Here is a 12,939-nt window from a genome sequence, read left to right as displayed (position 1 = left end):
CGTGGACCATGTCTTCCCCGAGGCTAGCGCAGCGAAGCCCTTTCGCGAACACCGCAGAACCGGCTTTGCCGGGCTGCTGGTGTTGCCCCCTGCAAGGGGGTGGGCGCTGCCACACAAAGTGGGCAAGCCTGGGGGTGTTCATTTCGCCAGACCGGTGTTCCAGAAGAACGGCCAGATGGCGGGGGTGTAGCCCTCGAGCTTGGCCGACCTTGCCGACAGCGCATTGAACTTGCCGACCTCGATGAACGGCACTTCGTCGTATATGGTTTGCTGCACTACGCCCCACAGTGGGCCGCGCTTGGCGGGGTTGTTTTCCTGGTTGAAGGCCGAGAGCGTAGTCTTCTTGGCCGCGCTGTCCCACCAGCCGGGCGCGCCGTCACCCAGCTGCGGCGGCGACAGCATGGGTTCGGGGAACAGGCCGGAGTGGGTGAAGTACACGTCCCACAGCTTGCTGTCGCTGCGGCGCTGTACCAGCGTGGCCCAGTCCACCACTTGCAGGTCGGTTTTGAACCCGGCTTTTTTCAGCTGCTCGGACATCACCAGCGCCATGTTGTAGTGGAACTCGTACTGGCGGCTGGCCATGATGCGGATCGGCTGGCCGTTGTAGCCCGCTTTGGCGGCCTGGTCCTTGGCGGCCTGGGGATTGCGCTCGTTGTAGAGCTTGTCCCCGGCGGTGGAGAAGTAGGGCGTGCCCTTGGGGAAGAAGTTGGGCTCGACCACGAAGAAGCGGTTGTCGCCAAAGCCTGCTGCCAGCATTTCGCCTTCACCCACGGCGGTTTGCACGGCACGGCGCAGCGGCTGCGCGGCCAGCACGCCTTCCTTAGTATTGAACACGATGTAGGGGAAGCCGAAGTTTTTGGTGACGATGGGCACCACCACGTTGGCACCGGCCTTTTCAACCCGGCTGATGGCTTCGACCGGTAGCAGATCGGCGTACTGGAACTGGCCGGATAAAGCCCCTTCGACCCGGGTGTTGGCGTTCGGCACGGGCACAAAGCGCAACTCGTCCAGCAAGGCCTCGCGGCGACCCGCATAGCCGCTGGGGGCTTCTTTGCGGGCGGCGTAAGCGTCAAAGCGCGTCAGTACGGTGTACTGGTCGGGGCGGCGTTCCTTGAACTTGTAGGGGCCGGTGCCGATGAAGTCCTTAATCTGCGGCGCAATGCTTTCCTTGGCCATGATGGCCGCCATGCCGCTGGGCAGGGCCAGCTGGGCCAGCAGGGGGGCATAGGGGTTTTTCAGCTTCAGTTCTATGCTGTTGGGGTCTTTGGCTAGCAGCGACGCCACTTCCTTGCCGACCGATTTGCCGCGCGGCGACACGGCCATCCAGCGCTCCAGCGAGGCGATCACATCGTCGGCGGTCATGTCGCGCCCGTTGTGGAACTTGACGCCTTTGCGCAGCGCGATGGTGTAGGTCAGCCCGTCCTTGGACACGCTGGGCAGGCTCTCGGCCAGCATAGGTGCAATGGCCCAGTTGGCGTCAAAGGTGTAGAGCGGCTCGTACACGTGTTGCATGATGGTGCCCACCAGGTCGGCGGTGCTGGTCATCGGGTCCAGGCCCTGCGGTTCCCCCACCATGGCCAGGTTGGCTGCGCCACCTTTGGCGGGGGCTGCCAGAGCTTCGGCCATCGGCAACCCCCCCAGGCCGACGAGTGAACCGGTGACGGCCAGTGCGCTGAGCCAGCGTCGGCGGGAGGGTACAGCGACCGCTGAGGCCGATGGGACGGGGGAGGAAGGCGCAAGAGTCGTGGGTTGCATAGTGGCTCCGTAAGTAATAACATTACATTTTTTAATCGTAAAGTAATGATTTTTAAAAGTCAAACGGTATTATTCATTCTTTTTTGTAAATTAATTACATTTTTGGAGTTGCCATGTCTCAGGTAGAAATGTTGGGTCAACCCTTGCTAGCGTCGGACCGCCAGGTACGCCCGCTGTCCCCAGCAACGCGCTGTGGTGACTTTGTATTTGTCTCGGGCCAGGTGCCCACCGACGAGCAGGGCCAGGTCATCGTGGGGGGCATCGAGGCGCAAACCCGCCGGGTATTCCAGCGGCTGGAAGAGGCCTTGGCCTTGGCCGGTTGCACCCTGGCCGATGTGGCCAAGGTCAGCGTGTGGCTGGAGGATGCGCGCGATTTCGGCAGCTTTAACCGGGTCTATATGGAGTGTTTTGGCGCCCACCGCCCGGCCCGCTCCACCGTGGAGTCGCGCCTGATGATCGACGCGAAAGTCGAGATGGATGTCACGGCTTACAAACCTCGCTAGCCACCGCGATGACCCCTTTCGCCATGCAGCACCTGCCCCGATCTTTCGACGTGGTCGCCCTGGGCGAGGCCATGGTGGAGTTCAACCAGACCCAGCCCGGCCAGCCGCAGTACCTGCAAGGCTTTGGTGGCGACACCAGCAATGCCGCCATTGCCGCCGCACGGGCAGGGGCGCGCACCAGCTACCTCACCCGGCTGGGGTTGGACCTGTTTGGCGATGCACTGCTGGACCTGTGGCAACGCGAAGGTGTGGACGCCGCCGCGGTGGAGCGCGATGCCCAGGCCCTTACCGGTGTGTACTTTGTGAGCCACGGCGCGCGCGGCCACCAGTTCAGCTACCTGCGCGCCGGGTCGGCCGCCAGCCGCATGGGGCTGGACTGGGTGCAGAGCCCGTTGGTGCGCGAGCGGATTGCGCAGAGCCATATCTTGCATGTGTCGGGCATCTCGTTGGCCATCTCCACCACCGCTTGCGCGGCAGCGCTGGACGCCATGCGCTGGGCACGCGAGGCAGGCACCACCGTCTCATTCGACTCCAACCTGCGTCTGAGGCTGTGGCCGCTGGAGCGTGCCCGTGTGGCGATTGCGCAGGCCGTGGCGCTGTGTGATGTGTTCTTGCCCAGCCTGGAAGACGTGACGCAATTGACCGGCTTGACCGACCCGCAGGCCATCGTGGACTGGGGTCACAGCCTGGGTGCGCGATCGGTGGTGCTTAAGCTGGGGGCTAAGGGCGCGCTGGTCAGTGACGGCCAGCGGCGCGAAGCGGTGCAGGGCCGCCTTGTTGAAGCCGTGGATGCCACGGGCGCGGGTGACTGCTTTTGCGGCAACCTGCTGGCCCGGTTGGCCCTGGGCGACGGCGTGTTTGCCGCCACCCGCTATGCCAATGTGGCGGCTTCATTGGCGGTGCAGGGTTTTGGTGCGGTTGCGCCCTTGCCGACCCAGGCACAGGTGCGGGTGGCAATGGGCTAGCGTTGGATTTTGATGCCGAATTCAGGCATGAAAATGGCAGATAGTGCAAGTCCTATAAGCACAAGGTGCTATATAAAAAGGAGTTTTTAGCGAACCAGATTTTCAAAGCGCATCTGGTCCGCAATCGACTCGCGCGTGCGGATGAGATGGGCTGCGCTGCCATCCACCAGCACTTCGGCGGCGCGGCCCCGGCTGTTGTAGTTGCTGGACATGCTCATGCAGTAGGCACCTGCCGACAGTACCGCCAGCAGGTCGCCGGGCTGCACCGCCAGCGCGCGGTCGCGGCCAATCCAGTCGCCGCTTTCGCACACCGGGCCGACTACGTCCATCACCGTGGTGGCCTCCGCGCGCGGGGCCAGCGGTACGATGTGGTGGAAGGCCTGGTACATCGCTGGGCGGGGCAGGTCGTTCATGGCCGCGTCGATGATGGCGAAGTTCTTTTGCTCGCCGGGCTTGAGGTACAGCACCTCGGTGATGCACACGCCCGCGTTGCCCACCAGCGAGCGGCCGGGCTCGACCATCAGCTGGCGCTGGCCGTAGCCGCGTGCGTCCAGCTTGGTCAGCAGTTTGTGCCACAGCACGTCGGCTGCGGGCGGGGTGTCGTCCTGGTAGTGGATGCCCAGGCCGCCGCCAAAGTCGATGTGGTGCAGGGTGATGCCGGTGGCTTCGATGGCATCCACCAGGTCCAGCACGCGGTCCATCGCGTCCAGGTAGGGTGTTTCCTCGGTGATTTGTGAGCCGATGTGGCAGTCGATGCCCACCACGCGCAGACCGGGCAGGCTGGCAGCACGCTGGTAGGTGGCCAGGGTTTCTTCGTGCGCAATGCCGAACTTGTTGCCCTTGAGCCCAGTGGAGATGTAGGGGTGTGTTTTGGGGTCGACGTTCGGGTTTACGCGGATGCTGATGGGCGCGCGCAGGCCCATGGAGCCGGCGACTTCGTTCAATACCTCCAGCTCGGCGGTGCTCTCTACGTTGAAGCAGCCGATGCCCACGCCCAGCGCATGGCGCATTTCGGCCCGGGTTTTGCCCACACCAGAAAAAATCACTTTGGAGGCGACGGCACCGGCAGCCAGCACCCGCGCCAGTTCGCCGCTGGAGACAATGTCAAAGCCGCAACCGGCTTGGGCAAAGACCTGTAGCACGCCGAGCGACGAGTTGGCTTTCATGGCGTAGCAAATTTGCGCCTTGCGGCCCGCAAAGCCGCGCTGGTAGGCGGCCAGGGCATCCAGCATGGAGGCTTTGGAGTAGACGAACAGCGGCGTGCCGTGGGCCTGGGCCAGGGCGGCGAGCGGCTGGCCTTCGATGCACAGGGCGCTTCCCGATGCGTGGTGTTGGTAGGCGATGTGGGGATGGCCGGGCAGGGGGGATGTCATGGGTGTGAAAGGCAAAAAAGTTTGCGCAATGGTAGTGCGGTGGCCCGCGCCTATCCATAGCAAATACATGGTGCTTGCTGCGAATGGCCGGGGTTTTGCAGGGTTCCGGGAGGCACCACCTGCAAATTATTGAAATTAAGGCGCGGAGGCTGGGGATGCTGGTTTCAGCACCTCCGGCGTGAGGGTTTCGGGCAGCGTGGCGCGGTGTGTACTGGCCGGTTCCGTGGGGTGGTAGAGCACGCCTTTTTGGCCGCAGCCCCCCAAAATGGCAAGGCTTGCGACCATGGCGGCGGCAAGGACGGGGCGGCTGACTAGAATTTGGCTTATCTTCAACATGGCGAAATTGTATGACCGACCCCGAATTCATGGACCGCGCGGAAATTTTGCTCAAAGCCGTGGAGGCCTGCTGCGACCGTATCAACGACAGCACCGATGCCGATATTGACAACCAGCGCACTGGCGGTATGGTCACTTTGACCTTTCCCAACCGCAGCCAGATCATCATCAATCTGCAAAAGCCACTGCAAGAGGTCTGGTTGGCCGCCAAGTCGGGCGGCTACCACTATAAGTTTGATAGCGCCCAGTGGATGGACACCAAGGGCCAGGGCGAGTTTTTTGCCAGTTTGACCCGCGATGCCAGCGCCCAGTCCGGGCTGCCGCTGGAATTCAAGCCCGCTAATTTTTAAACAAATCCAGGATGCGGTTGCGCTCCTCGTTGGGGGGCGGGGGCGGTGTAGCGGCACCATTGCCTGCGCCACCAGGTGCCGCTGTTCCGTCGTCTACCCCCAAGCTGGTCACGCCGGTGCTGCGACCGTACTCGGTATAGAACCAGTCGCCACCGGCATTGGTGACGCCTTCCGGGGGCACGGGCACTACCACGGGTACGCCGCTCAAGGCGGTTTCCATGAAGTTGATCCACACCGGCAGGGCCAGGCCGCCACCGGTTTCACGCGCGCCCAGGTTGCGCGGGGTATCAAAGCCGATCCAGGTGATGGCGGTCAGGGTGGGCTGGTAGCCTGCAAACCAGGCATCAATAGAGTCGTTGGTGGTACCGGTTTTGCCGTACACGTCAGGGCGTTTGAGGATGCGCTGGGCTGCCGCTGCCGTGCCGCGCAGGGTCACCTCGCCCAGCAGATTGGTCATCATGAAGGCGTTGCGCGGGCTGATGGTGCGTACCGATTCGTCGAGGACGGGAGCTTTGGTTTCCACCAGCACTTTGCCTTTTTGGTCGGTGACTTTGGCCACCAGCCAGGGGTTGACCCGGTAGCCACCGTTGGCAAACACCGCGTAGGCTGAGGCCATTTGCATGGGCGTGACCGAACCTGCGCCCAGCGCCATGGTCAGGTAGGCAGGGTGCTTTTCGGGGTCAAAGCCGAAGTGGGTGATCCATTCCTGCTCTTTCTTGGGGCCGATGGCTTGCAGCAGGCGGATGGAGACCATGTTCTTCGACTTGGCCAGCGCGGTGCGCAGCGTCATCTGGCCTTCAAACTTGCCGTCGTAGTTTTTGGGTTCCCAGGGCTGGCCGCCGGTGACACCTGCGTCAAAGAACAGCGGTGCGTCGTTGACGATGGTGGCGGGGGTGAAGCCATTTTCCAGGGCGGCTGAATAGATAAAGGGCTTGAAGCTGGAGCCTGGTTGCCGCCAAGCCTGGGTCACATGGTTGAATTTGTTCTTTTGAAAGTCGAAGCCGCCCACCAGGGCCTTGATGGAGCCATCGCGCGGGTCCAGCGCCACGAACGCACCTTCCACTTCGGGCAGCTGGGTAATTTCCCAGGTGCCTTTGGTTGTTTTCATCACGCGGATGATGGCGCCGCGCCGGATCTTGATGTTGGGCGGGGCTTTGTCGGCCAGACCGGATTGCGCGGGTTTCAGGCCGTCGCCGGTGATGTCTACCGCATCGCCGTTCTGGCGCACGGCCGTAATTTTTTTAGGGTTTGCGTCCAGCACCATGGCCGACATCACGTCGCCGTTGTCGGGGTGGTCCACCAGGGCTTCGTCGATCGCGTCGTCCAGCTCGGCCGGGTCGGTAGGCAGGGTGGCGAATTTTTCCGGGCCGCGGTAGATCTGGCGACGCTCAAAGTCCATCAGGCCCCGGCGCAGGGCTTTGTAAGCAGCATCCTGGTCGCTGGCCTTGAGCGTGGTGTAAACGTTCAGGCCGCGGGTGTAGGTTTCTTCGCCGTACTGCGCAAACATCAGTTGTCGCACGGTCTCAGTCACGTATTCGGCGTGGATGCGGTCGCTGCCGTTGCCCGAGCGCACGTGCAGCTCTTCTTTGCGGGCAGCGATGGCCTGGTCTTCGGTAATGAAGCCGTTTTCTTCCATGCGGGTAATGATGTGCTGCTGCCTTATTTTGGCGCGGGTGGGATTGGAGATCGGGTTGTAGGCCGAGGGGGCTTTGGGCAGGCCTGCGAGCATGGCGGCTTCGGCGATGCTGAGGTTCTTCAGGGGTTTGCCGAAGTAGGTTTCCGCTGCCGAGGCAAAGCCATAGGCGTGGTTGCCCAGGAAGATCTGGTTCATGTAGATTTCCAGAATCTGGTCCTTGGTCAGCGCGTGTTCAAGCTTGAAGGTCAGCAAGATTTCGTAAATCTTGCGGGTGTAGCTTTTTTCGGCCGATAAATACACGTTGCGCGCTACCTGCATGGTGATGGTGGAAGCACCCTGGCTCTTCATGCGGCCCATATTGGCCACGGCGGCACGCACCATGCCTTTGTAGTCTACGCCGCCATGCTGGTAAAAGCGCGCATCTTCAATCGCCAGCACGGCATCTTTCATCACCTGCGGGATGTCCCTGATGGGGGTCAGGCTGCGGCGTTCTTCGCCAAACTCGGCCAGCAAAGTGCCTTCGACCGAGAAAACCCGCAAAGGCAACTTCGGGCGGTAGTCCGATAGTTCTGAAATATCGGGCAAATTGGGGTACGCCACTGCCAGTGCCACGCCGATAACCATAGCAAGTGCCACTGCGCCAGCCAGTGCCAGGCCCAGTCCCCAACCCAGCAGGCGCAGTGACCAGACCAGAATCCGGGAGCGTGGAGCCGCATTGGAAGTATTAGACGGAGGTTTTGAAGGCATAGGTCACAGCGAGCAGAAAAGAAAAAAGGAGGGCCAGTACAGGCAAGCCGCCCCCATTTTGCCCTTACCCTCGGGGCTATCCGCCAAGAGCGTGCGTGTACTTTTGGCAACGCTCTGTAGATTTACGTTTGGAAATATGCTTTGCTGGGGGTTAGTCTTACTGATAGCATCCCTGTCAAATGTTAATTTTTGTAGCATTTTGCTCAGTACCGGGAGAAAGATTTGATCTCATTGGGATCGTTGTTCAGTCGCAAACCCCAGCCATTGCTGGGCCTTGACATCAGTTCGTCCAGTCTCAAGCTGGTCGAGCTGGACCATGATGCGGTCGGGAACCTGGTGCTTAAACGCTGTGCTATTGAGCCTTTGGAACGCGGCTGGATCACGGACGGCAATATCGAAAAGTTTGACGAAGTGGCTGAAGCGATGCGCCGGCTGGTCAAGAAAAGCGGCACCCGCACCAAAAATGTAGCTATGGCTTTGCCGCCGTCTGCAGTGATTACCAAACGTATTGTTTTACCGGGTGGCTTGTCGGACATGGAGCTGGAAGTACAAGTCGAGTCAGAAGCCAACCAGTACATCCCTTTTTCGCTCGATGAGGTCAGTCTTGACTTTTGCGTAGTGGGGCCTAGTGCCAGTTCCATCGGCGATGTTGATGTGTTGATTGCGGCATCGCGTAAAGAAAAGGTGCAAGACCGCCAAGGCCTGGCCGAAGCCGCAGGCCTCAATCCTGTGATTCTCGACATTGAGTCCTATTCGGCGCGGCTTGCGACCTCCAGGTTGATAGAGCGCATGGCCAACAAAGGCACGGACGCTTTGGTCGCTTTGTTTGAAGTGGGCGCTTTGGCCACCAGCATGCAGGTCATTTGCAACGATGAAGTCCTGTACGAACGCGACCAGGCTTTTGGCGGTGCCCAACTCACCCAGCTGATCGTGCGGCAGTACGGATTTTCGCAAGAAGAGGCCGAGACTAAAAAGCGCAGCGGCGACTTGCCGGAAGATTACGGCAGCGTGGTGCTGGAGCCGTTTGTAGAAAGCCTGGCCCAGGAAATTGGCCGGGCATTGCAGTTCTTCTTTACCAGTACTCCGCATAATAAAGTGGACCATGTCTTGTTGGCGGGTGGCTCGGCTGCTTTGCCCGGACTGACGGAGGCCGTTACACAGCATGCTTCGTTTGCCTGCAGTCTGGTCAATCCTTTTGAGGGGATGGAAATGGGCAACGACGTCCGGCTGAAAAAAGTGCTGCGTGAAGCGCCCTCCTACCTCACCTCGTGTGGGCTGGCCATGCGGAGGTTCCTGCAGTGATCCTGATTAATTTATTGCCGCACCGAGAGGCGGCACGGGCGCGTCGGCGCGAAACCTTCCAGGTGATGCTGGCGATTTCCGCTTTACTCGGTGCCATGCTGATCGGTGCCGGGTTTTTGTGGTTCGAGGCCCAGATATCGGGCCAGCAAGAGCGCAATGTGATATTGACCAAAGAAATCACGGTGCTGGACGGTCAAATCAAAGAAATTGCCAACATCGAATCGGAAATCAAAGCACTGACTGAGCGCCAAAAAGCCGTAGAAGACCTGCAAGCAGACCGTAATCTACCGGTTCATTTGCTCAATGAACTGGTGAAACAGCTGCCAGATGGAACTTACATCACCAGCCTGAAGCAAGAGAATCAGAGTGTCACCATCCAGGGAGTAGCCCAGTCCAATGAACGCGTATCAGAGTTGTTGCGTAATTTGGCTAGCAACACACCATGGCTGTCGAAACCTGACTTGGTGGAAATTGTGGCCAGCACCGTGACTTTGACTCCGCGTGACCAGCGGCGGGTGGCTAAATTCAATTTACGGGTACGTTTGATGCGTTCCAGTGAAGTGCAAAAAACCGTTGAATCGGCGGCATCTGCTGCGGTCGTCAGCCCCTAGCAAAAGTGTCATGGCTACAAAAAAACCTCTATCGAATATCGACTTCAAGGACTTGCAGGAACGTTTGCAAAGGCAGTTCCGCGACCTGAATCCGAACGACCCCTCGGTATGGCCTGCGGTGCCACGCTATTTGCTATTTCTTGTGGTGGTACTGGCCGTGGTTGCGGGCCTTTGGTATGCCTGGCTGAGCAGTTACGAAGATGAGTTGATCGTCGAACAAACCAAAGAAGTTCAGTTACGCGAAACCTATACCGCCCGGTTGGGCAAGGCCGTGAACTTGGAGGCGCTTAAAAAGCAGCGCGAACAAGTTCAACAATATGTCACCCAGCTTGAGAAGCAGTTGCCCAGTAAAGCCGAAATGGCCGCTTTGCTATCTGATGTGAACCAAGCTGGTTTGGGCAGAAGTTTGCAGTTTGAGCTGTTTCGTCCCGGCCAAGTGGTTGTGAAAGATTACTACGCTGAGCTTCCTATTTCTGTGAGGGTTACGGGCAAATACCACGACATGGGGGCTTTTGCCTCAGATGTTGCTAACTTGTCCCGCATTGTGACCTTGAACAACTTATCGATTAACCCTGTGAATGCAACCCAAGATGGCATGCTGTCCATGGAAGTCACGGCCAGAACTTTCCGCTACCTAGATGCAGACGAAATTGCAGCACAAAAGCCAGGGGCCAAAAAATGAAAATGGCACCTCTATTTTTGGTGGCTGTTTTGGGGGGGGTATTGACGGGGTGCAGCATGTCTGGCGAAGACGAGTTACGCCAGTGGATGAGCGACCAGCGCAACCAGGTTCACCCCAAAGTGATGCCCCTGGTGGAGCCTAAAAAATTCATCCCCCAGGCCTATACTCAAGAGGGATCCGTAGATCCGTTTAGCCTGCAAAAGTTGACGCAGGCGCTCAAACGGGACTCTACCCAGAGCGTAGCCAATACTGCGCTGATTGCGCCCGAGTTGGCGCGCCGCAAAGAGGCTTTGGAAGCCTATCCGGTCGATTCCATGTCCATGGTCGGAAGCTTGAAAAAGGCTGGTCAACCCGTGGCGTTGGTCAAAATTGACAACCTTCTTTACCAAGTGCGCGTGGGCAACTATCTGGGCTTGAACTACGGACGGGTTATGAAGATTGACGAGTCGGAAATTACGTTACGAGAAGTTGTGCAGGATTCGACTGGAGATTGGGTCGAGCGGTCCGCTAGTTTGGTGCTACAAGAGGGAGCGAAATGAATAAGCAGAATCGAATGGGGTGGCACATGCTAGACCGATTGGCCGCAGCGCTGGTATTGGCGCTAACCTCGGTGGCAGCGCAGGCGCAAGCCACTATTGAGTCCGTCACGGGCTCCATCCAAGGAGGTGCCGAGGTCATTCGTATTGACCTCAGCGAGCCATTGGCGGCATTGCCATCCGGTGTGTCCATCCAATCACCGGCCCGTATTGCACTCGATTTTCCGGGCGTGTCTAACGGTATTGGCCGGTCTTCAGTCGATGTCAACCAAGGCAACCTGCGTTCGATCAACGTGGTCCAGGTAGGCGACCGTTCGCGTATCGTGCTTAACTTGAAGCAGGCCACCTCCTACAAAGCCGAACTCAAAGGTAAATCGATTCTGGTGGTGTTGGATGCTGTTGCAGTAGCAGCACCCTTGGCCAGCGCTACCCCCACTTTTGCTGACAGTGGCAGCCGAGACAAAGCTCCGCTCAAAGATATCGACTTTCGCCGTGGGGAAGATAATGCGGGCCGCATTATTGTGGCTTTGAGGAATAGCCAAGTAGGCGTGGATGTGCGCCAACAAGGGCAAAACCTGGTCGTTGAGTTTTTAAACTCCACCTTGCCCGAGGGGTTGCGTCGCCGTCTCGACGTGGCCGACTTTGGTACGCCGGTGCAAAACATCACCACCACCCAGACAGGTGACCGGGTGCGCATGGTCATCGAGCCCAAGGGCGCATGGGACCATAGTGCTTACCAAAGTGACGGCCAGTTTGTCGTTGAAATTCGGCAACAAAAAACGGACCCCACCAAGTTGGTTCAAGGTCCTGGCTATGCTGGCGAGACGCTGTCGCTTAATTTTCAAAACATCGAAGTACGCGCGTTGCTGCAGGTCATTGCCGACTTCACCAACTTCAACGTCGTCACCTCTGACTCCGTTACCGGGTCGGTCACCCTGCGCCTGAAAGATGTGCCGTGGGACCAGGCACTGCAAATCATCATGGACTCCAAAGGCTTGGGTATGCGCAAGTCGGGTACGGTACTGTGGATTGCTCCTAAGGACGAGATTGATGCACGTACCAAGAAGGATCTGGAGTCCGCAGCGTCCATGCAAGCTTTGGAACCACTGCAAACCCAGTCATTCCAGCTCAATTACGCAAAGGCCGCCGACATCGTCGCCCAACTGGGAGGCAGTGGTGCCGCCACGGGCGGTGGTCCGCGCTTTCTAAGTGCCCGTGGTACGGTTATTTCAGAGCCCCGCACCAACCAAATTTTTGTAAACGACATCCCGAGTCGGCTCACCGCAGTGCAAGACCTCATCAAAAAGCTCGATATCGCGGTACGCCAGGTTTTGATCGAAGCCCGCATCGTGGAGGCCTCCGACACCTTTGGTAAATCCTTGGGTATCAAGCTTGGTACCACCGCAGGCAGCTCTACCACCGCAGGCACGGCCGCTGGCAGCTACGGACTTTCTGGCAATACCCGTTTTACGGTAGGCACCAGTTACAGCAACGTCACCGCTAGCAATGGCTCCAGTGGCTCGGCTGTGGACACCAGTAGCAACTTCGTGAATATGCCTGCCGTGGGGCAGGGTGGATATGACGCAGCCGCTTTTGCTTTGTCCATTTTTAGTAGCGCTGCCAACCGGTTTTTGAACCTGGAAATCTCAGCCCTGGAAAACGATGGCAAGGGCAAGCTGGTGTCCAGCCCGCGTATCGTGACCGCCGATCAGACCAAGGCGCTGATTGAACAGGGTACGGAGTTCCCTTACCAGCAAGCCACCTCCAGCGGTGCCACTTCAGTAGCCTTCCGCAAAGCGAACTTGAAACTGGAAGTGACCCCCCAGATCACCCCTGAAGGCAACATCATTCTCGATCTGGACATCAACAAAGACAGCCGCGGTGAAACCACCTCGGCGGGTATCGCGATTGACACAAAACATATTAAGACGCAGGTTTTGGTAGAAAACGGCGGTACAGTGGTAATTGGCGGTATTTTTACATTGGATGAGACAGACAGCATTACCAAGGTGCCTGTGCTGGGTGATATTCCTTATCTGGGCAACCTATTCAAGTCCAAATCGCAAGCCAGTACCAAAAAGGAAATGCTGGTATTCATCACGCCGAAAATGATTGTTGAACGCTCAGCGTCGCGGTAAAAGAA

General features: G+C 58.7%; 12 protein-coding genes. 8 read left to right on the top strand and 4 right to left on the bottom strand.

What is annotated here, in order from left to right; genetic code table 11:
* Positions 1 to 138: 138 nt before the first annotated feature.
* Positions 139 to 1,755 (bottom strand): ABC transporter substrate-binding protein, encoded by a 1,617-nt coding sequence (locus tag AC097L_RS20310; RefSeq protein ID WP_479588534.1) that lies wholly within the window; start codon positions 1,753 to 1,755, stop codon positions 139 to 141.
* Between the two features lie 113 nt (positions 1,756 to 1,868).
* Between AC097L_RS20310 and AC097L_RS20305 the strand changes: the two genes are divergently transcribed.
* Together AC097L_RS20305 and AC097L_RS20300 are read left to right on the top strand one after the other, a co-directional pair.
* Complete coding sequence (locus tag AC097L_RS20305; RefSeq protein WP_479588533.1) at positions 1,869 to 2,258, top strand: RidA family protein; 390 nt, start codon at positions 1,869 to 1,871, stop codon at positions 2,256 to 2,258.
* 8 nt (positions 2,259 to 2,266) lie between these two features.
* Positions 2,267 to 3,223 (top strand): sugar kinase, encoded by a 957-nt coding sequence (locus tag AC097L_RS20300; RefSeq protein WP_479588532.1) that lies wholly within the window; start codon positions 2,267 to 2,269, stop codon positions 3,221 to 3,223.
* Positions 3,224 to 3,309: 86 nt separating this feature from the next.
* Here AC097L_RS20300 and lysA read toward each other — a convergent pair whose 3' ends face one another.
* Together lysA and lptM are read right to left on the bottom strand one after the other, a co-directional pair.
* Complete coding sequence (gene lysA / locus AC097L_RS20295) at positions 3,310 to 4,596, bottom strand: diaminopimelate decarboxylase (protein ID WP_479588531.1); 1,287 nt, start codon at positions 4,594 to 4,596, stop codon at positions 3,310 to 3,312.
* 135 nt (positions 4,597 to 4,731) lie between these two features.
* On the bottom strand, positions 4,732 to 4,932 hold the full coding sequence (gene lptM, locus AC097L_RS20290; RefSeq protein ID WP_479588530.1) for an LPS translocon maturation chaperone LptM: 201 nt from the start codon (positions 4,930 to 4,932) through the stop codon (positions 4,732 to 4,734).
* An 11-nt stretch (positions 4,933 to 4,943) separates the two neighbouring features.
* On the opposite strand from lptM, the gene cyaY reads away from it, so the two are divergent.
* Positions 4,944 to 5,282, top strand: coding sequence for an iron donor protein CyaY (gene cyaY, locus AC097L_RS20285; RefSeq protein ID WP_479588529.1), 339 nt, complete (start codon positions 4,944 to 4,946; stop codon positions 5,280 to 5,282).
* On the opposite strand, the gene AC097L_RS20280 is transcribed toward cyaY, so the two are convergent.
* Positions 5,272 to 7,665 carry a penicillin-binding protein 1A gene (locus AC097L_RS20280; protein WP_479588528.1) on the bottom strand — a complete coding sequence of 798 codons (2,394 nt, stop codon included), beginning with the start codon at positions 7,663 to 7,665 and terminating at the stop codon, positions 5,272 to 5,274. The genes cyaY and AC097L_RS20280 overlap by 11 nt on opposite strands.
* Before the next feature lie 222 nt (positions 7,666 to 7,887).
* Here AC097L_RS20280 and AC097L_RS20275 point away from each other — a divergent pair, with 222 nt between their 5' ends.
* From AC097L_RS20275 to AC097L_RS20255, 5 genes are read left to right on the top strand one after another with little or no spacing between them, the layout of a single operon-like run.
* A complete protein-coding gene (locus tag AC097L_RS20275; protein WP_479588527.1) occupies positions 7,888 to 8,967 on the top strand; it encodes a pilus assembly protein PilM in 1,080 nt (359 codons plus the stop codon).
* A complete protein-coding gene (locus AC097L_RS20270) occupies positions 8,964 to 9,578 on the top strand; it encodes a PilN domain-containing protein (RefSeq protein WP_479588526.1) in 615 nt (204 codons plus the stop codon). Before AC097L_RS20275 ends, AC097L_RS20270 begins: the two co-directional genes overlap by 4 nt.
* 10 nt (positions 9,579 to 9,588) lie before the next feature.
* Positions 9,589 to 10,260, top strand: coding sequence for a type IV pilus inner membrane component PilO (locus tag AC097L_RS20265; RefSeq protein WP_479588525.1), 672 nt, complete (start codon positions 9,589 to 9,591; stop codon positions 10,258 to 10,260).
* On the top strand, positions 10,257 to 10,799 hold the full coding sequence (locus AC097L_RS20260) for a pilus assembly protein PilP (protein WP_479588524.1): 543 nt from the start codon (positions 10,257 to 10,259) through the stop codon (positions 10,797 to 10,799). The genes AC097L_RS20265 and AC097L_RS20260 overlap by 4 nt, the downstream gene beginning before the upstream one ends.
* Positions 10,796 to 12,934, top strand: coding sequence for a type IV pilus secretin PilQ (locus AC097L_RS20255; RefSeq protein WP_479588523.1), 2,139 nt, complete (start codon positions 10,796 to 10,798; stop codon positions 12,932 to 12,934). Before AC097L_RS20260 ends, AC097L_RS20255 begins: the two co-directional genes overlap by 4 nt.
* Positions 12,935 to 12,939 lie beyond the last annotated feature (5 nt).

Source organism: Rhodoferax sp. RT5P35, from assembly GCF_056521385.1.
This window is presented reverse-complemented; position numbering and strand designations above follow the sequence as displayed.